Annotated in this window: 19 protein-coding genes; 9 read left to right on the top strand and 10 right to left on the bottom strand. The window is 57.9% G+C overall.

Annotated features, from left to right (window positions below):
• Nucleotides 1-144: 144 nt before the first annotated feature.
• The 3 genes from AC0L8N_RS07860 to AC0L8N_RS07850 all read left to right on the top strand — a co-directional run bounded on the left by AC0L8N_RS07860 (nt 145) and on the right by AC0L8N_RS07850 (nt 4,034).
• Entirely contained in the window at nt 145-1,530 is a 1,386-nt protein-coding gene (locus AC0L8N_RS07860; RefSeq protein WP_473667054.1) for an MFS transporter, read from the top strand.
• Between the two features lie 135 nt (nt 1,531-1,665).
• Nucleotides 1,666-3,558, top strand: a complete 1,893-nt coding sequence (locus tag AC0L8N_RS07855) for an acetyl-CoA hydrolase/transferase C-terminal domain-containing protein (protein ID WP_473667053.1) — start codon at nt 1,666-1,668, stop codon at nt 3,556-3,558.
• A complete protein-coding gene (locus AC0L8N_RS07850) occupies nt 3,555-4,034 on the top strand; it encodes an acyl-CoA thioesterase (RefSeq protein WP_473667052.1) in 480 nt (159 codons plus the stop codon). Before AC0L8N_RS07855 ends, AC0L8N_RS07850 begins: the two co-directional genes overlap by 4 nt.
• Here the strand turns inward: AC0L8N_RS07850 and AC0L8N_RS07845 are convergent.
• From AC0L8N_RS07845 to AC0L8N_RS07815, 7 genes are all read right to left on the bottom strand, one after another.
• Nucleotides 4,031-5,806 (bottom strand): cation diffusion facilitator family transporter, encoded by a 1,776-nt coding sequence (locus AC0L8N_RS07845; protein WP_473667051.1) that lies wholly within the window; start codon nt 5,804-5,806, stop codon nt 4,031-4,033. The two genes, AC0L8N_RS07850 and AC0L8N_RS07845, sit on opposite strands and share 4 nt — an antisense overlap.
• Nucleotides 5,807-5,951: 145 nt before the next feature.
• Nucleotides 5,952-7,451: a C-type lectin-like domain-containing protein gene (locus tag AC0L8N_RS07840; RefSeq protein WP_473667049.1), complete on the bottom strand. Its 1,500-nt coding sequence runs from the start codon at nt 7,449-7,451 to the stop codon at nt 5,952-5,954.
• A gap of 263 nt (nt 7,452-7,714) precedes the next feature.
• Nucleotides 7,715-11,371, bottom strand: a complete 3,657-nt coding sequence (locus tag AC0L8N_RS07835; RefSeq protein ID WP_473667048.1) for an nSTAND1 domain-containing NTPase — start codon at nt 11,369-11,371, stop codon at nt 7,715-7,717.
• A 102-nt stretch (nt 11,372-11,473) separates the two neighbouring features.
• On the bottom strand, nt 11,474-11,965 hold the full coding sequence (locus tag AC0L8N_RS07830) for a GreA/GreB family elongation factor (protein ID WP_473667047.1): 492 nt from the start codon (nt 11,963-11,965) through the stop codon (nt 11,474-11,476).
• 33 nt (nt 11,966-11,998) lie between these two features.
• Nucleotides 11,999-14,038 carry an oxidoreductase gene (locus tag AC0L8N_RS07825; protein ID WP_473667046.1) on the bottom strand — a complete coding sequence of 680 codons (2,040 nt, stop codon included), beginning with the start codon at nt 14,036-14,038 and terminating at the stop codon, nt 11,999-12,001.
• 178 nt (nt 14,039-14,216) lie between these two features.
• Nucleotides 14,217-15,104 (bottom strand): recombination-associated protein RdgC, encoded by an 888-nt coding sequence (locus AC0L8N_RS07820; RefSeq protein ID WP_473667045.1) that lies wholly within the window; start codon nt 15,102-15,104, stop codon nt 14,217-14,219.
• 106 nt (nt 15,105-15,210) lie between these two features.
• Nucleotides 15,211-15,705 carry an LEA/WHy family protein gene (locus AC0L8N_RS07815; protein WP_473667044.1) on the bottom strand — a complete coding sequence of 165 codons (495 nt, stop codon included), beginning with the start codon at nt 15,703-15,705 and terminating at the stop codon, nt 15,211-15,213.
• Between the two features lie 205 nt (nt 15,706-15,910).
• Here AC0L8N_RS07815 and AC0L8N_RS07810 point away from each other — a divergent pair, with 205 nt between their 5' ends.
• Both AC0L8N_RS07810 and AC0L8N_RS07805 read left to right on the top strand, forming a co-directional pair.
• Nucleotides 15,911-16,627: a DUF6498-containing protein gene (locus AC0L8N_RS07810; protein WP_473667043.1), complete on the top strand. Its 717-nt coding sequence runs from the start codon at nt 15,911-15,913 to the stop codon at nt 16,625-16,627.
• A complete protein-coding gene (locus tag AC0L8N_RS07805; protein ID WP_473667042.1) occupies nt 16,624-17,337 on the top strand; it encodes a hypothetical protein in 714 nt (237 codons plus the stop codon). Before AC0L8N_RS07810 ends, AC0L8N_RS07805 begins: the two co-directional genes overlap by 4 nt.
• Before the next feature lie 14 nt (nt 17,338-17,351).
• On the opposite strand, the gene AC0L8N_RS07800 is transcribed toward AC0L8N_RS07805, so the two are convergent.
• Both AC0L8N_RS07800 and AC0L8N_RS07795 read right to left on the bottom strand, forming a co-directional pair.
• Nucleotides 17,352-19,136 (bottom strand): ABC transporter ATP-binding protein, encoded by a 1,785-nt coding sequence (locus tag AC0L8N_RS07800; RefSeq protein ID WP_473670079.1) that lies wholly within the window; start codon nt 19,134-19,136, stop codon nt 17,352-17,354.
• 210 nt (nt 19,137-19,346) lie between these two features.
• Nucleotides 19,347-19,766 carry a DUF6491 family protein gene (locus AC0L8N_RS07795; protein WP_473667041.1) on the bottom strand — a complete coding sequence of 140 codons (420 nt, stop codon included), beginning with the start codon at nt 19,764-19,766 and terminating at the stop codon, nt 19,347-19,349.
• Between the two features lie 405 nt (nt 19,767-20,171).
• Between AC0L8N_RS07795 and AC0L8N_RS07790 the strand changes: the two genes are divergently transcribed.
• The 3 genes from AC0L8N_RS07790 to AC0L8N_RS07780 all read left to right on the top strand — a co-directional run bounded on the left by AC0L8N_RS07790 (nt 20,172) and on the right by AC0L8N_RS07780 (nt 23,073).
• Complete coding sequence (locus AC0L8N_RS07790) at nt 20,172-20,969, top strand: hypothetical protein (RefSeq protein ID WP_473667040.1); 798 nt, start codon at nt 20,172-20,174, stop codon at nt 20,967-20,969.
• Nucleotides 20,970-21,252: 283 nt separating this feature from the next.
• On the top strand, nt 21,253-22,572 hold the full coding sequence (locus AC0L8N_RS07785) for an NTP/NDP exchange transporter (protein WP_473667039.1): 1,320 nt from the start codon (nt 21,253-21,255) through the stop codon (nt 22,570-22,572).
• A gap of 165 nt (nt 22,573-22,737) precedes the next feature.
• Complete coding sequence (locus tag AC0L8N_RS07780; protein WP_473667038.1) at nt 22,738-23,073, top strand: zinc ribbon domain-containing protein YjdM; 336 nt, start codon at nt 22,738-22,740, stop codon at nt 23,071-23,073.
• 144 nt (nt 23,074-23,217) lie between these two features.
• On the opposite strand, the gene AC0L8N_RS07775 is transcribed toward AC0L8N_RS07780, so the two are convergent.
• Complete coding sequence (locus AC0L8N_RS07775; protein ID WP_082990216.1) at nt 23,218-23,352, bottom strand: DUF3096 domain-containing protein; 135 nt, start codon at nt 23,350-23,352, stop codon at nt 23,218-23,220.
• 155 nt (nt 23,353-23,507) lie between these two features.
• Here AC0L8N_RS07775 and AC0L8N_RS07770 point away from each other — a divergent pair, with 155 nt between their 5' ends.
• Nucleotides 23,508-25,658: a hypothetical protein gene (locus AC0L8N_RS07770; protein ID WP_473667037.1), complete on the top strand. Its 2,151-nt coding sequence runs from the start codon at nt 23,508-23,510 to the stop codon at nt 25,656-25,658.
• Nucleotides 25,659-25,700 lie beyond the last annotated feature (42 nt).

The following is a 25,700-nucleotide window of genomic DNA, read 5'->3' as shown; positions in this document are numbered from 1 at the left end:
TCGCGGGTATCGCAACGTGACAGTGCTCCGGTCAGGGCACTCCTCCAGCTTGGCAACGACAGAGAATGTGGCTTGGCGCATGGATTTGTGCCTCGGCTTGCCCGATGATAGTGGTAACGACAGTCACGCCAGCTCAGGCCGAACGTGCATACTTTCTCAAGCGATCCTGCAACCCAGAAATCGCTCAAACACTCCTTAAGAGACGCATCGGCGTTTGCCGTAATGACCGGCGTTGGGGAAACCTACCTGTCGGCGTTCGCTGTCTTCCTGCGCGCGACGACGCCGCAGATAGGTCTGCTGGCGTCAGTGCCGCCGCTCTTGGCATCGCTGGTGCAATTGCTCTCGGCCTGGCTCGGTCACGTCACCGGCCATCGGCGGGCCATTATTCTCGTGGGCGCCAGTCTGCAGGCATTCGCCTGGTTGCCCATCATCGGCTTGCCGCTGTTGTTCAGCGATTACGCCGTACCGATGCTGATTGGCAGTGTCATTCTCTACCACGCCGGGGCTCATCTTGCCTTGCCGCAGTGGACCAGCCTGCTGGGAGACATCGTCCCGGAACGCAAGCGCGGACGTTTTTTCAGTCAGCGGACCGGGCGTATCGCGGCGACTACTTTCGCTTCGTTGATCTGTGGTGGTGCCGTCCTGCACATCATGACTCAACGTGATCAAACGTTGATCGGTTTCATTGGTCTGTTTGCTGTGGCCGGCATTGCCCGGCTCGTGTCGATCTATCACCTGTCGCGCATGCACGATCAGCCGCGCCAAGCCGCGCCGATGGAATTGCCGGTCGGTCGGGAGTGGTGGCAGCGGATCCGCCATTCGAACGCAATTCGCTTCTCTGTGTTTTTTGCCCTGATGCAATTTGCCGTCGCGATCGCATCGCCGTTCTTCACTGTCTACATGCTTCGCGACCTGAACTACAGCTATCTGCAATTCATGGCCAACACCGGCATGGCAATCTTTGCCCAGTTCCTCACGCTCGCGCAGTGGGGGCGCATCAGCGATGTGTTTGGCAATCGCCGTATATTGGCGGTTACCGGTCTGTTCATTCCGCTGATGCCGTTACTGTGGGTGTTCTCAACCAATTTTTGGTACCTGCTGGCGATCCAGGCATTGAGCGGCTTCTCATGGGCAGGCTTTACGCTTAGCGCCAGCAACTTTCTCTACGACCTGATAACGCCGAACCGACGGACGACCTACATCGCAGCGCATAACGTGCTCGCGGCCGGCGGCGTGTTCTGTGGCGCCATACTCGGTGGCTTTCTGGGCGCTGTATTTCCGGTTGACTACGCGCTGTTCGGCACGCACTACCACTGGCTCAGCCCGTTGTATGGCGTCTTTATTGTTTCCATGCTGGCACGTGGCGCTGTCGCATTGTTGTTGATCCCGCGCCTGCGCGAAGTTCGGCAGGTTCGACCCATAACGACTGTTCAGGTGATTTTCCGCGTTACCCGCATGAACGCGCTCGCCGGCGTGATCTTCGACATTGTCGGCACGAAACCGCGTAAGCAAGGCAGCAAGGAAGGCTAACGGCTATCCGCTGGTCTGCCCGCAACTCCGCTTTCCTTCGGACAGTCAAATAGAGTCTTGGTAAGCTCGGCGCATGAACCTTGTTAACGAGAATACCCCCCGGATTGGATTTCCCACTGCATTGAGACAGTGGCGATGACCCGGTTGCACGCGTCTGCGGCAAGTCTGGTTGATGAGCTGATTGCTGATATCGGCAAGAAGCTGGTGGTCGGCGTGCCTATCGGGATTGGCAAGGCCGTGCACGTCGTCGATGCGTTGTTTGCACGCGCGGAGGCGGACCCGTCAGTTTCCCTGACCGTGTTCACCGGACTTACTCTGGTGGCGCCGAGTGCACCGCCCGGGCTCGCCGGGCGTTTCGCGGGCCCGTTGCTTCGACGTCTGTATGGCGATTGCCCGGTGCCGTCGTACGTGCAACGCGTAGCCAGCAACAGCTTGCCGCCCAATGTGCAGATTCGGGAGTTTTACCTGCGTCCGGGTGCTTACCTCGGCAACCCGCAGGCACAGCAGAACTACACAAGCATCAACTACAGCCAGGTTGTCGGTGAGCTGCTTGCCCTGGGCGTCAATGTCATCGCACAGCTCGTGGCGGTCGATGGCGATGAGCGCGAGCACTACAGCCTGAGTTCCAATCCGGAAATTACCCTCGATCTGTTGCCGGCATTCAGGGAGCGTCGGCAGGCGGGCGAGAAAGTCGCGATGATTGGCCAGGTAAACCGGCAGCTACCGTATATGTTCGGTGAGTCCGAGTTACCGGCTGAAAATCTTGACTATGTTCTTGAGGATGACCAATACGAGTTTCCCTTGTTCGGTTTGTTGAACAGACGGGTGAAGCCTGCTGACTACGCCACGGGTATGCACGTTGCCAGTCTCGTCGCTGATGGCGGTACCTTGCAGCTCGGCATCGGCTCGCTAAGCGATGCTGTCGCGCATTGCTTGCGCCTGCGTCATGAATCGCCGGATATTTTCCGTGCATTGCTGGAACAGTTGCCCGGCGGTTTGCACTCGCCCGCCCGCAACGAGCTGCCGGTTTTTACCGAGCCGTTCCGCGAAGGTCTGTACGCGTCCACCGAGATGCTCAGTGACGCCGTCTTCTCGCTGTTTCAGCACGGACTGATACGCCGACCCGCAGACGGCAATGACGAGACCCTGATACATGCCGGTTTCTTCGTCGGTTCGAGTGCTCTGTACGAGGGTTTGAGTTCACTGCCGCCGGAAAAACGCCGACTCATCGACATGACCCGCATATCCTTCGTAAACACCTTGTTTGGCGACGAAGACCGTAAGCGCGAGCAACGCCGCGATGCGCGCTTCATCAACGAGACGATGATGGTCACATTGCTGGGGGCTGCTGTATCCGATGCACTGGACGACGGACGAGTCGTCAGCGGTGTCGGTGGTCAGTTCGATTTCGTGTCGATGGCGCATTCTTTGGAAAATGCTTTTTCCATCCTGATGCTGCCCGCTACGCGGTCTAAGGACGGGCAACCGGGTAGCAACATCCGCTGGTCTTACGGGCATGCCACCGTGCCCCGGCATCATCGGGATATCTATGCAACGCAGTACGGCGTGGCGGCAACGCGTGGCAAGACGGACATGCAAACGATAACGGCCATGTTGCAGATTGCCGATGCCCGGTTCCAGGGTGAACTGGCAACGCAGGCGAAAGCGGCCGGCAAGCTCGCATCAGCGTACAGCCTTCCCGAGTGGGCAGCCCAGAATCGCCCCGAGGTAATCGAAAACCTGTTCCGGAGCGAGCCGTTTCGTTCGGCGTTTCCCGATTACCCGCTGGGTACGGACCTTACTGCCACCGAACAGAAACTGGCTATTGCTCTGGAGTGGCTGGACGTTAGTACCGCCAGTCCGCTGGCGAAAATGGAGGTCATTGCAAAAGCGCTCATGGCGGGGAGTATTTCCGCGTATCCGGAGGCACTGCAACGCCTCGGGCTCGACAGCACCAGCGGAATCGGCGAGCGTTTACAACGTCGCTTGGTCGGTTACGCATTGCAGCAAACAGGGCAGACACTATGAACGGTAAATCGCCGGCGGATTCCGCTGTTGAGCAGAACGTCTACAAAGTTTTTCCGAACGACCTGAACTCCAAGTACACGGTTTTCGGCGGTCTTGTGATGGGGCTTTGCGATCGCACGGCCCTGATTGTGGCCGAGCGGCACAGCGGTCACAGTTGCGTCACTGCAGCTGTCGACAGCCTCAACTTTCTGGCGCCCGCCAAGTCAGGCGAAACCCTGATTGTGAAGGCGGCCGTCAACCGGACATGGCGCAGCTCCATGGAGATCGGTGTCCATGTCGCTGCCGAGAACAGCTTCAACGGCGACCGGCGGCATGTGGTGTCGGCCTATCTGACGTTCGTTGCGCTGGATGAAAACGGTGCACCTGTGGCAGTGCCGGCAATAGTGCCGCAAAGTGAAACCGAGAAACGGCGCTACGAGAAAGCAGGGCAAAGACGGGATGCGCGGTTGGCGATGCGAGCACCAAACAGCGACTAGCTACCCATACGCCAAAGTTCGCCTTGCTCCATGGAGCGGTCGCGGTGCATCAGGATCCATTCACTGTGTTCATCCAGTGCAGAGCCGCCGAGCGCGCGCAGTATCAGCCGTTGCTCATCGGGGTCATCCGTATTGTCCAGACGTCGTCGTGCGTTGCTGAAAATTCGTAGCATGAACTCGTATTGTTTGATCAGTTCTTTCTCCGCAAGCGCATAGGCGTAGCCCTTGCGAATACCGTAGATCAGTAACAGCGAGCCCATAAACGCCATAAGGGGGTCGAGCCAGACTTTGGCGATCGCGGAGCCAACCATTAGCAGCGCGGCGACCACGGCAACGCTAACGAGCAGGCTTATCAGTCCCAGGCCTTCTGTCAGGCGGTGGTGCTTGATTCTGTGCGCGGTTTTTCTGGCGAAATAGGCGAGCTGTCCATGGTCGGCATCGCCGATCCACTCCTTTAGCACGAAAGCCAGACCGGCCGGTTGCCGAAACGGGCGGACATCACAGCGCGTTCCGGCGACACGCATCACATTGCGTATCCAGCCCAGCTCCGGGTCCTGCGCTTGCAGGAAGTTGTCGTGCGAGAATTTGGATTCACTTTCGTTCACGACGCCGGCAGCGGCCCAGTAAAACTGCACCCGCAGCCCCTCGGCCAGCGCCCGGTAGTCGAGGTACTTTCGATGCCAGCCGTGACGCTGGGCGAAAAACTGCACGACTGCAGCTGAGGCAAAGAACAGGAGAAATGCAACCAGGAATACGCGCTCTACCTGCACGTCCGTGTACAGGATGAAACTCATGCCCATCAAAAATGCGAGCGCGTGGCTGATACGCAGTGTGCGCACAACCTTTTTCTGGAAGTGCAGGGCGAGCCAGTCGGCAGCGCAGAACAATTTGTTTATGTCACTGACACCAGCGGGCAAGTCGACATCAAGTGTCGGATCGTAAAGCGGATATGCGTCGCGGGCAATGGCGTCACAATGCTGTTTCGCGTCGCGGCCAAACTCGGCGCTGCGTTCGAAGATGAGCCGATGTTGTGGTGGCAAGTCGCGGCTACGCGGTGCCTTCTCGTCCTGCGTGAACCACCAGGCATCGAGCGGCGAGAGCCCGTCCGCGGGTGCGCCGTTAGCCCGGTTGCGCGAGCAGACAATGTGGTACACAAGGTCGCTTTCGTCATCGACCAGCATTTGCTGCGTGGCCGTCGTCGCACGCGTGTAGCCAGGCATCGTGTCGTTGTGATGAAAGCGCACGACTTGTCCCGTGCCACCAAGATCGTCGTTGTACTTGCCGTCCCAGAGAGCCAGCAGGATGTGACAATGTGCGCACAGGAATACACCGAGCTGAGCGTACTGCAGATTGCGTAGTGGTCCCGGGGCTTTGATCTGCTCCTCACTGGCACCGCGCGCGGCAGGCAGTTCATAGACTTCGCTGGCACGCGACAACAGATTTTCAAACGTTTGTCGCGATTCCGCTTGGTCAAAGTCAGCAAGGTATAGCGCTTTTGGCATCGGCAGTGGCACGATGAGATTAATGCCTAGATCAAGCGCGACTTCCGCGGCGACGCTGTCAGCGCCTTCGGCCAGTGGCGACAACAGCCGCAGTTGCCGGTCCGGGTAACGGCTGATCAGGTCGAGAAAGAAGGAGCGAACGCGATTGCGAAGTTCACCGGTTTCCGTCGGCAGCAGATCGCGGTGTCCTGTAACCGCCACGACTAGCGGTACGGAGAGAGCGCCGCCATGTTCTGTGGACGTTGAATCCGGCACACCGTTAGATTGCATGCTGCGTCATCATCGGTCGTGTTGTCACCGCTGTTGCTGCTTGTGCTTGCAGAGTTCGCACAGATTACCGCAAAAAAAGGGCCCTCGCGGGCCCTTCTTCGTTCATGCCAGATTATCCATCCGCTAGCCGCGGTGTCGACAACCCTCAGGGTGAGTAAGGAATGATCTTGTCTGTGTACATGAACTGGATATTGTCCGAGCGCATCAGGTGATCGCCGTTGTAGTTTTCACCTGGCACCGCGTCGTAGCTAATGATATCCGCTATGGCTTCAAACAAATTCATAATGCCAAGTGCCGCATTGAAATAACTGCGGTCGTGCAGGCGAACGGCGGCTCTGACCAGCAGCCTCAATGTGAAGTGCTCAAAACGACTGAGGGCAACGCGTGAGTTCTGTACCGATTGCTCCAGTACTTCGAGCTTGAATCGCGTCAGGGCGATGAACTTTTCATTGTTGCCGGCCGCGTTCTCGGTCAGGCCGTAGCCATCGCCGAAGTCGATGTGCATGCCAATCACGTAGTAAGAACTGCCTTTAACCCGGCCCCGCGAACTGCCGCAGCCGTTGGTCAGCTCGGTCAGTGCGCCTGGGAAGCCGAACGCAGGGCCAATATCGCCTTCCAGCATTCGGCCTGGATTCGTGCTCTGCCAGGAAACGACGTCCCGGTGTTGCGGGTCGAGATCAACCGGTGGGGCAACGCCTTTCGGTCCGGTGCACTCGTAAAGATTGTCAGGCAGCAATGCGAGAACTTCGTTTTCAACGAAGATGGTTCCATTCAGAACTTCGATGTCCGTTGAGTTGATAGCTACTACGCGAAATCCCGGTGAGCCACACAGGTAGCTGGGAATGATCAGGTCATTCTGCAAGGTATCAACACCCGCAACGTTGTCACTCGTGAACAGGGTGAGCACTTCCTGATCACAACCGTCACTGTTAAACCGGGGGTCGACGAAGTCGTAGTTGACGACGCCGAGACTCGCGTCAGGGCCGCCGGACACTGGTGGATAGCTCAGTGTCTGGCCAACAGCGCCACCGGGGCCGGTCGCTGTTGAACAACCCGTGCCACCAACGCAGCCGGTAATCGGTACGACGGTGTCGAACTCGATGACATAGCCACCTATCAATGAGAGCGCCTGTTCATCGTTCCAGCCGAATTCACCGTTAAGACCTATACCGAGATATAACTCAGTACCCAGGTCATTGGGTTCATTCGGCTGCCAGTTGGAATAGGAAGGCAGGGGCACCTGTGGGGTTGATATGGGTCCTTCGCCGTTATTCCATATCCAGCCGCAGCCAAGCGATAGAACTGGTGATGCGAGCTGTTCGGCTGTGCAAAGATTCTTGTCCTGACGACCACCTACCCAGGCCTCCTTGTTGCCCATGGCTGTTGCGCGCAGTTGGTCGAGGAACTGATCTTCGGCGGCAGAGGTTATGGTTGCCAGGCGACCTGTGACACCCATGAACTCGCTGTTCATTGCCGCAGCGTTTGCCGAATTCCAGTCGATGGCGCTGGCTTTGATGACTTTGTAGTGGTGACCTTCAAACGGTACGGCGTCATCAATAACCACCACCCCGCCGGCTTGTGCAGCGAATGGCATCATTGCGATTATCAGAACGGATAACAGGTGCTGTCTTGTTCTTGTGTTCATAAAGCTTCCCCGCGAACATTGCGTCGCATCAGGCGATGCAGACGGAATCGGGCCGATTACAAACGGAGCTGTAGCGGCTGATTCGTTGAAGGTACAAACGGCGGGCTGCTGTTGAGTTGTAGTTGTATGCAGCGTCCGCTTTGTTTTTTATGCTTTAGTACACGGCCAAGATACGCCTGATCGCGGTTGGCGGCAATTGGCGCAGTAGAAGTGGTGCCGGATTATGTAAATGGTTCGGAATGAGCAATTACTGCAGGGCGGTCTTACCGGCGGCTCGAGTCACGCAGCATCTGTTGGTACTTCTCGGCCTGAGCAGTTTGCCCCGTCTTCTCGTAATGTGCCGCGAGCCAGCGTATCGCATTGCGGGAAAAGAAGGGCAGTGCTCCGGAGTCCGCACCCAGTATGGCAACGGCCTGCAAGAGCATGGTTTCAGCTTCATCGCGTCTGCCGAGCCCTGACAGAGCGGCGCCTTCCGCGCTGGCCGCGGCGGCTGTCCTCCAGTGCTCCGGACCCAGTGCATTGACACAACTGCGGTGTGCATCGACAGCACGCGCGTAAGCTTCATCAAAACGTCCTGTTTCAATGTACAAACTGGCGAGCAGGGAAGTGCTTGCCGCTACGTCCGGGTGATCCGCGCCGAGCGAGTTCGTGCGTAATTCGATGGTTTCCAGCAGTAGCGGTTCTGCTGCCTCGAACTCCCGATCTTCGATCATCCACATCGCGAGGTTGCTCATGCCACGTGCCACCGACGGATGTTCGGGGCTAAGCGAGCGTCGGTATACTTCCAGTGATTCGCGCGACAATGCGATGGCCTTATCGAGGTCGCCGGTTTCGTAAGCAAGAAACGCGAGGTTGTTCAGCGTTCCGGCCGCATCCGGGTGATCATCGCCGAGCAGTTCGCGTTGCATTGAAAGCGCTTCCCGGTAAAGCGCCTCTGCTTCACTGTATTCTTTGCGATCGTGTAAAGAGAACGCCAGGTTATTGAGTCCCATGGCGATCTCGGGATGGGAGTTGCCGAGCAGTGTGCGTTTCATGGCCAGTGCTTCGCGCATCAGCTCTTCGGATTCCTGATAGTTGCCGGCTTCGCCAAGCAGGAAGCCGAGGTTGTTGATGGCTTCAGCAAGGTCCGGGTGTGGGCCGGTATGCAGTTCCCGGCGCAATGCCAGCGCATCGCGCATCAGCGGAATGGATTCGTCGTAATTTCCCTGGTCGTACAGATTGAGCGCCAGCCCTTCGAGACCTTCGGCCATCTCCGGACTTTTCTCGCGGTGCAAGCGGCTGCGAATTTCCAGTGACTCACGTATCAACGGTTCCGCCGCCGCAAAATTTCCCCGTCGCCCCAGCAAGTCAGCGAGTTGATATACCGAGTGCGCCGTTTCCGTGTTTTCATTGCCCAGCAATTCTCGCCGTATCGCCAACGCTTCGCGATACAGTCCTTCCGCTTCCGGGTATTCGGCTTTCAGTTTCAGTACCTGACCCAGGCGGTCCAGCGACCGTGCAACCTCTGTGTGTTTGTCGCCGAACGCGTTGCGGCGCAAATCGAGCGCTGTTCTTAACAGGCCGGCGGCCTGTTCATACAGCCCGAGGCTGGTGTAAACAGCGCCCATCGTTTCCATCAGCGTAGCCTGCACGACAGGTTGTGCGGCCAGTTCCTCGCGGATTCGAACGGCGCCCTTGTCCATAATTTCGCGAGCGGTAATGGAATTGCCCAGTGATTCGCTGGGGTCAGAAACCTCGAACAAACCGACCATGAAGTCCGTAGTCTGCAGCGCCGTTTCCGCATCGACTTCGGCGCGCAGCCGTGCCGCGTTCGCCAGGTCGCGTTGCTGATTGGCGAGATACGCTGACGAGGCCGCGAGTACGCCAAGAATCGCAATGCCGGCGACGACGCCAACTTTGAGTCGCTGGAATCGTTTCGCTTTTGCGACTGATGCCTGGATGTAACTGGCTTCGTTTTCCGGCAGTTCAAAATCCTGCTCAAGCAGCGACTCTGCTTCCACCAGGGGTTTGCCAGACGGTAGCAGCAAATCCGAAGCGCGGTCTTCGGCATTCCAGCGATCTGCTGCCGCGCTAATTCGTCCCCGGATACGCAGGTTTTCGCGGTTCTGGGCGACCCAGTCATGAACTCGCGGCCAGTGCCAAAGCAGGGCTTCGTGCGCAACCGTGACCACGGCGCTGCCGTCGTCTGCGAGTTCGGTAACGAACAACCGGTTTTTTACAAAGGCTTCGACCAGTTCCCGGTTCTTGCCGGACGTTGCCTGCGACCATGGTGCGCGTTTGCGGCCGATAGATTCATGGCCTTTATGCTCGATACTGACGAGCGCGTTCAGAACTTTCGGCAGCTCCGCCTCAACGTCATCCGGCAGGTCCTTGAATACGGTTTCCGCTCGTTGTGCGAGCGAGCCTTCGACACCGCCAAGTTCGCGATAGGCTTTGAGTGTCAGCAGGCCGTCTTCGGTGCGGCGCTGGTACAGTTCTTCGAGCGTGAATTGCAATAGCGGCAGCACTTCAGGGTGGTCTGCCGCGGCATCGCGCAGGTTGTCGTCGAGACGTTCGCTGCTGGTTGAGTCTTCCTCGAAGCGCAGGCCGGCGGCCCGGGTGGGGAGCCGGATCATCTGACCGATCTCACTGGCGGTCGGTGGCATCAGGTCGTACTGACCGTCACCTTCTTTCAGTGCGCCCAGTTTGGGCAGGTTGGCGAGGCGCGGATAAAAGTCGCTGCGCAGTGTGCCTATTACCCAGACCCTGCCGCAGCGTGCCAGCGCATCGAGTACATCCACGAACGCCTTGCGGTCCTTCGGCAGGATTTCATCCTGCGTGTACATTTCCTCCATCTGATCGATGACCAGTGCCAGCCGGGCGTTGTTTGCGCCCTCAGTCATGGCTTCCTCGCGTTGCAAGGCATTGCGAATCATCGAGGTCGCCGCTTTGGGTGAGTCGCGAAGTATCTTCGCGAGCTCGGCAGCGGCGTCACCATCGTCGGCGAGTGTCGGTAGCGCGTGTTCCCGCAACAATGATTTCGCAAGACCTGCGAACAGGTCGCCGCGAACGTCGGTTGGGCGAAACACCGCGCGGCGCCACAGACCGACACCTTCGATAACGCCAGGTTTGGTCAGCATCGGCAGCACACCTGCGCGCACAACTGATGACTTGCCGCCACCGCTCATACCCAAAATCAGAATGAACGAACGACCAGCCGCTGCCTGCTTGCGCAGGCCCTGCAATATGTCGGAGACCGCTTTCGTGCGGCCGAAAAAGACCGGTGCGTGTTCAAACTCGAACGCTTCGAGACCACGGAACGGCGAACCCTTGCGCCACACTGCTCGTGCTTCCGAGGTTGACGAAAGGCTCTTTGGCAGGTGCCGGTCGATGAGTCTATGGAGATGGTTTTCCAGCAGTTCTTCAAAGTCGCCGGGAGACTCAAACTGGTGAAAGGCCGCGGTCAGCGTGCCTTCATCTCTGTCGTGAAACCATTTATCGATGAAGATATCGAGCTTCTTTTTCTGCCCGAGGCGTTCCATCAGTTCCGCTTCGTCATCCAGCCGTACCGAAGGCGGAGCTGTTTTTCGATAGACCAGCAGGTCGGGTTTACCGTTCTCACGGAAGCCCGCCATGGCTTCCTCAAATTCGTATTCGGTGCCTGACTCGTAGCGACTGCCATCGGCACGGACGAACTGTTTTGGCAGCTTGGTGCCGAGGCGTGACCAGAGTATGGCCACTACAACATCGGTATCGGAGGGTTTGACGATCTGGTGCTGGAAGGTTGAGGTCGCAACGAGCGGCTGGTGCTCCCAAAGCACCGGCTCAAGTACAACCTTGCCGATGTACTCGCTCTGAAGTCGTTCGATGACCCGATTCGCGATAGCTCGCTCTTCGAATACATCCCCCGGCGACGAGATAAAGAATTGTAGTGTTTTCACTGACATGCCTTGTATGTCGCCGGGCTATAGTAGTGCAACGTCCGGTCAAAAGATATCGGCCGCAGTGCCGGGAAGGGCTACCATTTACGCCGCTGGAAGCCGCTACGTGTAACGAATGGATTCAATCGTATACGTCGTGCTCTTGTCCTTTGTACTGATCTTCACTGCATCGCCGACGCGTTTGCCGCGCAGGCTTTTCGCAAGCGCCGAGTCGATACTTATATCAAATGAACCTGCGTCCGCTTCATCGGCACCGACGATACGGTAGGTGAACTCTTCACCCGTATCATTCCGTAGTTGCACCGTTGCGCCGAAGTACACCGCATCCGTATTCGCCAGCTCGCGAACAATGTTCAAGACCGGCAGGCGCTTCTGCAGGTAACGTATTCGGTAGTCCAGCCCGCCCAATTCCTTCTTGCGGTAGATGTACTCGGCGTTTTCCGAGCGGTCACCTTCAGCCGCGGCGGCGGCCAGTGCAGCGACGACGTCACGCCGTCGCAGCCAGAGTGCTTTCAGTTCGTCCTGCAATGCCTCGAAGCCGGCTGGCGTGATGTAAGGCGATGATTGCGGTACGGGTGGACGCCAGCGGCCCATTCTAAATCTCCCACATCGTTCGAATGGCTTGTTTCAGAGCGTTGCCGCGAGCCGGCTGCCCTGATCGATAGCGCGCTTCGCGTCCAGTTCCGTTGCGACATCGGCACCGCCGATAACGTGGACAGTAATGCCAGCGGCCTCAAGCGGCTCCTGCAAGTCGCGTAACGGCAGTTGCCCTGCGCACAACACGATATTGTCGACATCAAGCCATTCCGGGTCCTTGCGTTCTTTGCCGTAGCTGATCAGCAGGCCCTCATCGCCTATGCGTTCATAGTTGATGTTGCCAATCATGCGCACGTTGTTCATTTTCAACGTTGCACGGTGTATCCAACCGGTCGTCTTGCCAAGCTTCGCACCGTGCTTGCCGGGTTTGCGCTGGAGCAAGGCGATGTCGCGTAACGGCGGTTCCGGCTGCGGCCGGTTTCGCTCTATGCCACCACGTGCTTCGGCGGGATCAACCACGCCCCATTCTTCCAGCCATTCGTCGAGGTTCAGTGTTGGCGAATGGCCATCGTGTAGCAGGAATTCGGCAACATCGAAGCCGATACCGCCGGCGCCGATGATCGCGACTTTTTTGCCAACAGGCTTCTGGTGGCGAAGTACATCGATATAACTCAAAACTTTCGGATGATCCTGGCCTTCAATTTTCGGATCGCGAGGTACTACGCCGGTGGCGATGATGACTTCGTCGTAGTTGCCAGTGGTCAGTCGCTCAGGTGTGACACGGGTATTGAGGTGCGTTCGTACGCCTTGCAGTTCGATCTGGCGTTTGAAGTAGCCCAGCATCTCGTGAAATTCTTCTTTGCCCGGTACGACCTTCGCCATGTTCAGTTGGCCTCCGAGGTCGGCGGCGGCTTCGAACAGCTCAACATCATGGCCGCGTTCGGCCAGTACCAGTGCCGCGGAAATGCCGGCTGGGCCAGAACCGACGACCGCAAATTTTCGTGACGTTGCACTCTTGATGTAGTTCAGTTCTGTCTCGTGGCAGGCACGCGGATTGACGAGGCAAGTGCTCGTCTTGTTCGCGAAGGTGTGATCGAGACAGGCCTGGTTACAGGCTATGCAGACGTTGATCTCATCGGCACGACCTTCGCGTGCTTTTTTTACGAACTCGGGATCAGCCAGCAAGGGCCGGGCGAGTGACACCATGTCGGCGGCGCCGTCAGCCAACACTTGCTCAGCGACCGCAGGCAGATTGATGCGGTTCGAAGTGACGAGCGGAATCGACACTTCCGACTTCATCTTGCGGGTAACCCAGGTGAACGCACCCCGCGGTACAGAGGTCGCGATAGTCGGTACCCGCGCTTCGTGCCAGCCTATGCCGGTATTGATGATCGTGGCACCCGCCTGCTCAACAGCTTTCGCGAGCAAGACGGTTTCCTCCCAGGTGTTGCCATCGGGAATCAGGTCAATCATGGACAGGCGATAAACGATGATGAAATCACTGCCCACAGCTTCGCGGGTACGGCTGACTATTTCGACCGGCAGGCGCATTCGTTGCGAAAAGTCACCGCCCCATTCGTCGGTGCGCTGGTTCGTGTGCGTAACCAGAAACTCGTTAATGAAATAGCCTTCTGAGCCCATGATTTCGACGCCGTCGTAACCAGCCTCACGCGCCCGTACGGCACAGCGAACGAATGCCTGGATCTGCTTTTCGACGCCCGCGGTGGACAGTGCGCGAGGCGTGAACGGCGTGATGGGCGAACGAATACGCGAAGGTGCTACGGGCAGAGGGTGATAGGCGTAGCGGCCTGCGTGCAGAATTTGCATCGCGATTTTGCCGCCTTCGGCGTGCACGGCGGCGGTCACCTGCCTGTGTTTGGCGACTTCACTGCTGGTGGTCAATTTTCCGGCAAACGGTTTAACCCAGCCTGCACGGTTGGGCGCGTAGCCGCCGGTAATGATCAGGCCAACGCCACCGCGCGCACGTTCTGCGAAATAAGCGGCTAGTCGATCATGCTGATTGCCGTCTTCCAGGCCGGTGTGCATCGAACCCATGAGCACGCGATTACTGAGCGTGGTAAACCCCAGATCAAGAGGTGCCAGCAGGTGCGGGTAGCGTGTCTCGGTCATGCCGGTCCCTTCAAGATTGGCCAGCAGACAGTGTACCGAATTCGGTCCATGCAGGACCGGGTCGCTACGGCAAAGCTATCGTACGTCCACCAATGGGGTCGCTGACGGAAGTGAACGACATCGCCTTGTTACCCGCACGCAGGGGCTGCGGCGGTTGGTCAGGTGCGACAAAATTTGCTCAGGCGTAACCGCCGAGCAGCTTTTGCAGGTCGAGCAATAGCATGCGAAGGGTGCCGGTGGTCAACGCGAATTCCGCGTCTTGCCGTGCGAGTGGGTCGTTGTCGGCATCGTTGTCGTCATCCATACCGAGGAACTTCAACTTGCGGATGACGCCATTCTCGTCGAGCACGAACGACATGATGTTGTCGTAGATGATGGCGACGTGGGTCAGGCTCATGCCGTTCGCAACGTGGGTGCGTATGGTTTTCTCGTCGAGATCGAAGTCGGTCCAGCGCACGATGGAACCCGCGTCGACGGCATCCTGCATACGGCACTCGCGGCCGAGTACGAACTGCTTGGGTGCGCCGCCAAGGAACACGCTGGTCAGCAATTCGCTGACCGGTTTGTTGAACTGCAGCGGTCGAATGCTCAAATCACCGAAAGCCGCGCTCAGCCGGCGCAGAAAGCGCTCCGCGACCGATTCCTGCGCAGTGTCGATGCCGATGATCTTTTCCTTGATATCGATGTAGCCCCAGATGCGATCCGACTTCAGCATGGCTTTGGGCAGCAGCTCGTCACGGGCTTCCGCTTTCATGCGCCGCTTTTCGCGCGGGCTGGGTGCTTCCTGCATCCGCCGCTGGAAGTCCTCGATGCGGACTTCCAGTTCTTCCTTGACCGCTGAGTGCGGCAGGATGCGCGACTGGCTGCGCAGGCGCACCAGATCCGCGCCGTTCAGGCGCCGGGATAATGACTGATTGGTGTCGCCGTCCACCGTGACCCAGCCGGAGCTGCGTTCGGTCAGCGGGCCGCAGGGCTCAAAGCCGGCAGACTCGAGGTTTTTGGACAGCTCTTCCTCGCTCTCAGGCCAGGTACTTTCCAGTCGATAGTAGCGAACGTTTCTGAACATGATGCAGTACGTAACGGGCGGCAGGGCGGCGCAGTATCCTTATTCCCCTGTCCAAAGTCACCATTGAAATTGGCCCCGGCTATGTGCTGGGCCGGGGCCGACGTACTCAGTTTGCGCCGAAAGATTGCAGCGAAATGGAGCCGCTGTCTTTCACCCGGATCGCTGGCCGCAAGGCGCCGATGTCCAGCTTGGCCTCGAACTCGTAAGGCACGCTGTCTTTCGGTCCGCTCATCAGGTTGCCGAGCAAGCGCATCCCGGCGAGCAGGTTTGCCGAGGCCGTGAGTTTGAACTCGCCTTGACCGTAAGCTTCGATTACCGGCAAATCATTGCCGACGCCTTTGATCAGTTCGTAGCCGCCGAGACTGACGCCGTAAGTAACGCCGCGCAAATTCAGGGCGACGGCATTCGGGTTGGTAACCTGCAGGCCGATTTCGAAATTGGGCATAGCGCCTTGCGAGGGCAGTGCGCGAAACGAACTGACGGTGACGCTCGGCGTTTCAAAGCCGGGCCGCAAGCCAGCGCAGGCCTGCAGCAGCAGAACGACCAGCAACAGGAGCGCGCTGCCTTGTCGGGTGGGTGTTACTTTGCAGCATGTGTTCAAGACGCTTCTCACGTGTGGGTGTACCGCGAAGGCTAGCACGGAGTCGCTGTATTTTGATCGCCGTTGCGTAGCCGCCCGCGCCAGTGCCTCCTCGGCAATCCCTGCATCCTCGCTGGGTCGGAATAGCGCTTGTGAGAATTGGGTTGCCAGGCAGTTTCGTGACTTAGTCACTCCCCTCACTGTCCAGAGCCACTAGAGTGGCCTGATGCATGACGCTGACACGCCCTTGCAGGAACAGCTCCCAGCTTTGCCGGTGATAGGCAAGCTTGGGCTCGGTGCGTTCAGCCTTCTGTTGGCCAATGCCGGTCTGTTACTGATCGCTATCAGCTACAACCTGTCGCTCTATCAGCTTGTGCTCATTTATTGGTGGGAAGGCTTCTGGATTGGATTGTTCAGCGCTTTGAAGTTGATCGTAGCGTCGCTGATTGGTGAGCCGTACCGGAATCGCTGGGTCAGCTTTTCTCCGGGTGGTCGGATGTTGGCATCGATCATCTTGCTCGTGAAAATGGGCGCTTTCTATTTCGGCCTGCTGGGTGCCGTTGGGCTTGGCATTCTGATGGCAGCGGATCAACTGAAGGTTGGCAACCCGGCGGATCAATCCATCAATCAGGTAGGGCTGATCTTCGCCACATCGTTGCTATTTCTGATCAGCCACGGCTTGTCGTTTGTTATTAATTTTCTGCTGCGTGGCGAGTTCAGGACCGCGCGAGCAGCTGATTTGCTGTTGATGCCGTTCAAACGGTGTATCGCGCTCTACGCGGTCATCGTACTGGCCTACGTTGTGGTGTTCGCTGTGCCGCCGCTCGCGACGACCACGGGCTTTGCCGCCTTGGTGATAGTCGCGAAAGTGTTGTGGGATTATTTCCTGCACGGGCGGGAACGACGTGAGTTTGCGGTGCAACCAACGGTGATCAGGCCATGAGTAGAGCCGCCAACATCACGCTTTCCATTCAGGTAGTACTGGCTCTGCTGTGGGTCTTGCCCGCGTCGATGGCCGACAAGAGCGCTGGGTTTGGTGTGCTCGCATTGTTGTTCTACTACATCATTGCCGCTGCATTGCCCATGTTGTTCTCACTGTGGCTCTTGTGGCGACATCCGCTGCAACGTCGCAAGGCGGCGGTCATTCTGTTTTTGCCAATACTGTCCGTGTTTTTACCGAGCTTGATACAGGGCGTTATGGGTGGTCCGGTCGAACCGGCTCATGTTGGTGCGTTCGTTGCATTTCTGGTTATCGGCGTTGTACTTCTGTCGATCATGGCGCCACGCCGGAGCGCGGCGACACTGCCACCGTTCCTGTTTCGAAGTCGAACCGTTAACAGCCTCATCGTTGCAGGGCTGGTCATTGCCTGGTTGTTTCTGGCGATCAATATTGTTCTGGTGCTGAGTGACGGGACTGGCAGCGGCTATCGTCGCGATACCGGCACGGGTCTCGCCTATGCACTTATTCTTCTGATGATTTACGTGCTGTCAGTGGCGGTCGCATCGTTGTTCGCTGCGGTGTGGGCCAGCCTCGGTTTACGCAGTGGTGTAGACGGCGCTTGCCGAAAACTATTCGTCACTCAGTGGCTGGTTGCTATGCCAGGGATTCTGGCTGGACTCGCTGCATGTGTGTTCTGGTTGACACAGCGCTGACGGAGACGTCGCGCCTAGACTGTTTGCCCGGTCTGCACCGCCCACAATGCCGCGTAGATTCCGTTCTTCTCAAGCAGTTCCGAATGCTCCCCGCTTTCAGCGATGCGGCCTTTGTCCATCACGTAGATGCAGTCAGCACGAACGATGGTGGAGAGTCGGTGGGCAATGACTATTGTTGTGCGGGAATGGGATATTCGTTGCAGCGAACGTTGAATCGCGGCTTCGGTTTCGTTGTCCACGGCGGAGGTTGCTTCATCGAGTATCAATATCGGCGGATCTTTCAGCAGCGCGCGTGCGATTGACAGGCGCTGGCGCTGGCCGCCGGATAATTTTTGTCCCCGCTCGCCTACGACAGTATCGTAGGCCTTCGGCAAACGATCGATGAACTCGGCAGCTTCTGCTGACTCCGCTGCCGCCCGCACGGCATCCAAGGTAGCATCCGAGCTGCCGTAGGCAATGTTTTCCTGCACGGTACCCTGAAAAAGAAAGACGTCCTGACTCACCAGGCCTATGCGTCGTCGCAAGCTGTCCAGACTGACCGAGTCAATGCGTTGTTCATCAATCAGTATTTCGCCGGAGCCTGCCGTGTAAAAGCGCAGCAACAGCTTTATCAGTGTGCTTTTTCCCGAGCCGGTCTGGCCAACAAACGCAACCGTGCTGCCGGCCTCGATGGTCAGGTCTATGTCGTGCAGCACCGGAGCATCGTTGCCATACGCAAAGCCGACGTTGCGGAACTCGATGCGGCCATCGACGTTATCCAAATGGTTCGCGCCCGCGGTGTTGCGTATCGATACCGGTGTCTCAATGAGGTCGAGTATGCGCCGCGATGAGGCCATCGCCCGTTCATAAAGATCGACCGTTTCAGCGAGGTTGGTTAGCGGCCACAGCAGGCGTTGGGTAAGGAAAACCAGTACACCGTAGGCGCCGACGTGCAGTTCGCCGTTCAGCGTCATCCAGCCACCCAGCAGGAAGGTGGCGACGAAACCGGCGAGGATCGCCATGCGGATAACGGGAATAAACGCGGAACTGATCGCGATCGCCTTGCGATTGGCTTCGAGGTACGCACTGCTGTCCTGCCGGATGCGCTCTGCTTCGAAGTCTTCTGTCGCGAAACTCTTGATCGTCGTGATGCCCGAGACATTGGCCGACAGCCGTGCCCCGAGACTGCCCACGCGTTCGCGAACCTCGGCGTACAACGGCTGCGCGCGACGTTGAAAATAGAATGCGCCGACCACGATCAACGGTATGGGCGTGAACGCGATCAAGGCTATCTGCGGCGAGACGCTGAAAAATACTGCGCCGACGGCGAGGACGGTTGTAGCGACCTGAATCAGGTTGTTGGCGCCGCCGTCCAGGAAACGTTCGAGCTGGTTGACGTCATCGTTGAGTATCGTCACGAGGTTGCCGGTGCTGCGGTCCTCGAAGTAGGCGAGGTCGAGTCGTTGTACATGCTCGTAGGCATCGACGCGCATCGCGTGTTGCAGATCCTGCGCGAGATTACGCCACAGAATCAGGTACAAATACTCGAACAGCGATTCAAGGATCCAGACCACCAGCGTGAGGCCGCCGAGCAGAGCGAGTTGCCACTTCGGGTCGGCGATGCCGAGTTCCGCGACGAACGAAGCTTTCTGGCGTACGACAACGTCGATCGCGATGCCGATCAGTATTTCAGGCATCACGTCGAACAGCTTGTTCGTGACCGAACAGATCGATGCCAGAACGATGCGTCGCCGGAATCCTCGCGCATACCGCATCAGGCGGAGCAAGGCAGAAAACGATGTTTGTGCAGCGGTAGTCATCAAGGCGCGGAATCTTGGTGTTACAGATCAAGTTGCCGCGCAGTATAGAGGAGCCTCGTGATCGATCCGAAGTTTTCTTCCCAAAATGGGGGAATCAGGTGGCTAACAGTGCAACATTCGTCAAGTCAGGGCATGCAACTTACGGCTGGCAGTAGCGCGCACCTGCAGCGAAAAATCATCCTGTCGTCTGCATGACATCCACCGAACGTCTCACTGATTGCGTCGGGCATCGCGACGGGCGGTGACTATTTCTCTGGCTTCATCGCGATTCATTACCGGCTCAATACTGTTAACGCGACACGACTGTGGCCCGAAAGAGCGGTCTTCAAATACCACCCGCCCGAAGCCATCGTTGCAAATACGGTTCAACGAATCGATAACTGCTACAGAGTGGGCATCCCGCAATCCGGGGCAGTATCCATCGACGGTGAGCAGATAGTGATCTTTGACGCTGGCGGTCACCAGCAATTCGCGATCACTCAACGAGCTGAAGCTGTTGATGCTGTGGACGCTGATGCAGGTCCTGTCCGCATTGTCTGCCATTGATGACGTTGCGTTCTGGTTAGCGCAGGCACTTGCCAGCAGTAGCAGCGTGGCGGCTACGCAGCATCGATTGAGTTTGGTCTTCACGGGTTTCTCCTTGTCCCGGTAGACGGGACGGTCTTCGTTCTGGTCAGAACAAGCCTGACTACTGGTTGGACAGTACAACTGCCACTACCGTTCCCGTCCGGATCGTGCGTACCGACGAGAGCGCCCTTCGTCCCTGCCCGTGCGGTGACCCGGCTTGTCGCGCCTTCCCACAGATAAGTTGGGCCTTTTCGATGATGCGAACCGGCCACTTTTGTCGCTGTTTCAGTATAGGAGGGGCAGTTTTGCACTGGCTGCCAAGGCGCCAAAGACTCCGGCTGCCTGGCAAGTGGTTTGGCAGCAAGGTTCTGCCCGCTACGGGCCGCCACAATTGGTCACATTCCGTCCCCGGAAATAGCAGATTTCCCGCTTACAACAGACGCATGGCACAGCACAGGAGATCGCCAGATGCGCATGGAAACTGAAAACTGGAAGCGCTGGCGCGAGTTTTTCGCGGCGCGCAGTGAACGACGCTTACCGGGTCTGGATGATCCGCAGGACTACTCCGCGTTGCCAAAATCACTGGCGCGGTCGCTGGCGATCTTCCAGCTTGGCGAGTCCGGAGGTGGTTCAGTCGTTCACCAGGCAGCAGCGAGCACGATACCAGCAGCCGGACCCGAGTACGCCAGTGCGATGCGTCTGTTCGTCGCTGAAGAACATCGCCACGCGGAGATTCTGGCCATCTGTGTGCGCAATCTTGGTGGTACGCTCATTCATCAGCACTGGACTGCAAAACTGTTCGTGCGCGCGCGCAGGCTGCTGGGATTGCGGCTGAAGGTGATGGTTCTGCTCAGCGCCGAAGTGGTCGGGATTTGCTACTACCACCTGCTGGCTACGCGCTTGCCAGCCGGACGGCTACGCTCACTGCTTGCTCAGCTGGTCAACGATGAGCGCTCGCACCTGCACTTTCATTGCGAATTTCTGCGCAGCCAGGTCACGACTGGCTGGCGTCGCTGGGTGTTTGTCGGCATGTGGCGTGCTGCGATGTTTGTCGCCGCTGGCATCGTATTGCTGGATCACCGTCATGCACTGCGTGATATGGGCTTGTCCACATCCGCCGTGTGGCGTCGCTGGACGGCGTATAGCAGGCTCGCCGAGCGCCTGATTTGCCGTCAGGCCGTGCCGCTTGATGCCGACCTTGCCTTGCTGCGCGAGCCCGCTGTGCAGCGCCGGGTGTTGCATGACGTTTCTGCCAGCACTGTTTGATCGATTGCCTTCTGTGGCATCGCGAGTTCCGTTGTGGTTTGTGTCAGGGTTTGTCAGGGTCCCGAACCGCCGTTAGTCGTGCACAAGTCTCTGTCAGCAAATACAGCCTGACATTCCTTTTTGATGTGTCTGCGGCTTGTTCCTGAGCCCCGAATCCCGCTAATGTGCAGCTTGCGGAACCGGCGCTGCGCTGGTCCGCCAACAATAATGATTGGCACTGGTGGCGTGATCGCAGACTTGGTGATCACGGCTTTTCGGTTTTCGGGGATCGTGGATTGACTCTATGAGCAACAAGCAGAACACGGGTATAACTGCGCGCGCCGTAAAAGCACTGGCCGCGATAGAAGCAAACGAACTGAAAGCAACACTGGTCTCGACGCTGTTTGTGTTTATTCTGATGGCGTCTTACTACATTCTGCGGCCGGTGCGTGATGCGATGGCCAGTGACTGGACTGATACCGAAGTCAGCTTCCTGTGGAACATTAACTTTTTTGTCAGTGCGGCTATTGTTGCAATCTACGGATACGCGATCTCGCGGGTACGTCTGCGCTACGTTGTGCCAGCGATGTACGCGTTTTTTGCCGCGACCTTTATCGCGTTCTACCTCGGTGTCGCGTCAGTGTCGGATCGGGTGCTGGTCGACAAAGCGTTCTATCTCTGGGTAAGCGTTTTCGCCCTGTTTCATGTTTCCGTGTTCTGGACCTTCATGGCCGATACCTTCAACAAGGGGCAGGCCAAACGCGTGTTCGGCATCATTGGCGCGGGAGCCAGTGCGGGTGCACTCGTAGGTCCTGCGATTCCCGCTTTGTTTGCCGGCAGTCTCGGTACCGATAATTTGATGCTGGTTGCATCGGTAAGTCTGTTGCTGGTTATTCCGCTGGTTTTTTATCTCTACCATCTGAAGGCTGCCGAGCTCGGCAATGTCGATCTCGTCGCCGATACCAAGAGCGCCGTCATGGGCGGAAACTGGTGGCATGGCTTTCAGGCCTTTGTCAGCAATCCCTATTTGCTCGGTATTGGTGCGTTTATTCTGCTCTACGTGTTCATTGGTTCGTTTGTTTATTTCGAACAGAAAAACCTGCTGGCTGATTTTTCGCGTGAAGAACGTACCCAGATTCTGGCGAGCATCGACTGGATCGTGAACCTCATGACCTTTGGCCTTGCGTTCTTTGTTACCGGCCGGATCGTCAACAAGCTTGGCATGCCAACTGCGCTGGCGCTGATGCCGGTGTTCATCTGCATTGGTATGTTGATTCTCGCGTTCGCGCCGGTGCTAACGGTCCTGCTCGCGCTGCAGGTATTTCGTCGCGGCGGCAATTACGGTCTGACCCGCCCGGCACGCGAGATGCTCTACACCCACGTGAGCAAAGAAGACCGCTTCAAAACCAAACCGGTTGTCGACATCGTTGTTTACCGTGGTGGTGATGCCGTCAGCAGCTCTGTATTTGCTTTTTTTACCGACGGAATCGGTTTGGGATTAGCGGCGGTCGCGCTGGTGGGTTCCGGAATTGCAGCAGCCTGGGCCTGGGTAGGCGTGCGCCTGGGTCGATCGTTTGACGCAAATGAGGAACGGCCGGCGAATGGCGGGCCGGGACCGGGTTAGCGGCAAGCTGTCAGCGGTGCGTGGTGTTCGCGTCGCTGCACAAGAGTACGAAAAGAAGTAGCGCACCTTGCAAGATCTTGCTCATGTCGAACATCAGGGCAGAAGCGGCGCGCCGACGAGTGTGCGTTTGTGCGATACTGCCGGCCCGCAAAAACAGAGAGTTTCATGAGCGACCTGCCGAATTGCCCGCAATGTGCATCTGCCTATAGCTATCCGGATGGTGACAATCTGGTGTGTCCCGAGTGCGCGCACGAATGGCGACCCGGCGAGTCCGGGGAAAACGCAGGTGCTGTCGTGCGCGATGCCAATGGCAACGAGCTGGCGGATGGTGACACCGTTTCCGTCATCAAGGACCTGAAAGTCAAAGGCAGCTCCGCGGTCGTCAAAGTTGGCACCAAGGTTAAGAATATCCGGCTCGTTGACGGTGATCACGATATCGATTGCAAGATCAGCGGCATCGGCGCGATGAAACTGAAATCCGAGTTCGTCAAGAAAGCCTGAGACAGCGTGCCGGCTGACTGGTCAGTCCTTTATCAAGGTTTTCAGACAGCCAGGCTACTGCTGGCAATGTTCATCACGCCATTTTGATACCTGCGGAGACTGCCGACGATCGGATGACGCATGTATCTACGAGCTGCCGCGAAGTTAGTTCACTATTTGCAGCAGCCCGACCACGATCAGGTAGGCGGCGACAATATAGTTCAGCAGTTTTGGTGCGACGAGTATGGCGATGCCCGCTGCTATGGAAAGTACCGGCGCGAGTTCAATGTGCAGTGTCATTATGCTGTCCTGTTGTTTGCTGTGGCAGTCACGGAGACCGCCAACGGTACTACGAATGCATCGATCAGTGCAGAGCAGTCGGAGTACCTGTTCCTGACGTGGCTTGTAAAGCCATTGGCCCGACCCTACCATCGACCGCGCAGTACAACGCTTCGATGATCAGTACTGCTCACGTATTGCCACCGGGATCACTCATCGTGTCACTCCCTTACTTCAGTTTCCTGATCGCTTTATGTTGTGCGTTGCTATTGCCCGGCGCGTTCGTTGTGGCACAAGACAGCACAGCACTGAGCGGTGCCGTTGAACGTATCGACGCGGCAGACTGGCAACTGGAGTCGCTGCAGTTCGGACTTGAGATAGACGACGAGGGTTTGCGGGGCGTGGTGCGTATCGGTCGCCTTGAACTGACCGCCGCCGGGCAGGTGCTGACTGACACGACTATCGTGTGCCGCACAATTACGCTGGTCGCCGATCGCATCGATTGCAGCAATGCCGAGATCGATGCCGATTTTCCGGCTATTGGTCGTCAGACCATTAGCGGGAATCTGCAGTACGAACGCAACAGCCAAACAGTACGCTTCGAGTTGCGTGATCTGACCCTGGCGGGCGGCAAAACGTCGTTGCGCGGACATACCGACCAGGACGGCTTTCAGCTGCGGTTCGATTCCACCGAGCTACAACTGGACGGCTTACTGGCCTTGCTCAGTCCGTATACCGATGCAACTGCGGGCCTTAGTGCTACAGGCACTGCCCGCTTGAGTGGCAGCCTGAACAGCGGCGCTGACGAGTCCTATGATATTTCGCTTAAAGCGGCGCTCAGCGACGCCGCCATGTCCAATGACGTTGGCACCATCGTCACGGACGCATTGCACGGCAATCTGAGCATCACGGCGCGGCAGCAATCTGGCAGTTACCAGTTTGATCTTGACCTGCATGCCGACCGTGGCGAAGTTTATGTGGAGCCGGTTTATGCCAACCTGAACGAACATGCGCTGACCGTTCGTGTGCGTGACGCTGTGAGCAGCGACTTCGTACAGTATCAGTTGCCGGAATTTTCTCTGCAGCAGGGTTCAGTCCTCGACGTTGGTGGCAACCTGCGTGTGTCGCTGGGGCAGGACGAGCAGGCAACATTGGTCAGTGGTCAGGTCGTGCTTGGGGATTCGGCGGTCGATACCTTGTACAGCAGCGGCCTGCAGATTCTTGCCGCCGGCACCCTGTTCGCCGATCTGGAAACGGCCGGGCGTGTCGCGGGACAGATTGATCTTGACGACAACTTTCCTCGGACTGTGCAGCTGAAGTTCACAGATGCAGTGCTGGACGACACGCGCCGACGGTTCGCAATCTACGAACTCAATGGCGTCGTCAATTGGCCGGGTACCGAGGGAGCTGCGGGCGATGTGCCGGCCAGCCACCTGAGTTGGGCGAGTGCCAGTGCTTACGGCATCGCGCTCGACGGTGCTGAGGTCAATATGCTGCTGGGCGGCAATGATGTGGAGCTGCTGGCTCCGTTGCGTATCCCCACGATGGGCGGTGCACTGCTGATCAATCGCCTGGTTATGCACGACTACGGAACGGACGAGGCGAGCGGGCTGCTGGACGCCGCACTGGAACCTGTGCAGCTCGGCCAGCTTACCGGCGCGTTCGGCTGGCCCGCGTTTTCCGGTTCCCTGTCGGGGAAATTGCCGCTGCTGCAGTACGAAGGTAATGCGATGACAGTGGGTGGCAGCCTGACGGCCAATGCGTTTGGCGGTGAGATTGCCATGTCCGGTCTGCGCCTGGAGCAACCGTTTGGTCGGGTACCGCGATTGCGCGGTGATCTGACGATGCGCAATCTTGATCTGGAGCAACTGACCGACACGTTCTCCTTTGGTCTCATTCAGGGACGGTTAAGCGCCGATGTGACAGGCTTGGAGATGGTGGCATGGCAACCGGTCGCGATGGATATGCACCTGTACACGCCACCGGCTGACAAGTCGAAACACCGCATCAGCCAGCGTGCCGTGGAAAACCTGACCAGCGTCGGCGGCGGCGGGGCAGGGGCCGTTCTGTCGAGCGGGCTGTTGAAATTTTTTGAAGTGTTTGCGTACGATCGGATCGGGCTACGCTGTGTATTGCGGTCAGGTAACTGCACGATGAGCGGCGCCGGTCCCGCTGGCGAAAGTGCATTGGGCAGTGGCTACTACATTGTCAAAGGCAGCGGCGTACCGCGGATCGATGTCGTGGGCTACCGTCGCGATGTGAGCTGGGAACGACTGGTGCGTCAGCTCGGTCAGATCAGCAGTAGTGAGTCAGCCATTGTAAACTAGCGCCAGTCGCGCGATGGTCTGGCACGATAGGTAGTATGGATT

Source organism: Woeseia sp. D3-10, assembly GCF_055809415.1.
This window is presented reverse-complemented; position numbering and strand designations above follow the sequence as displayed.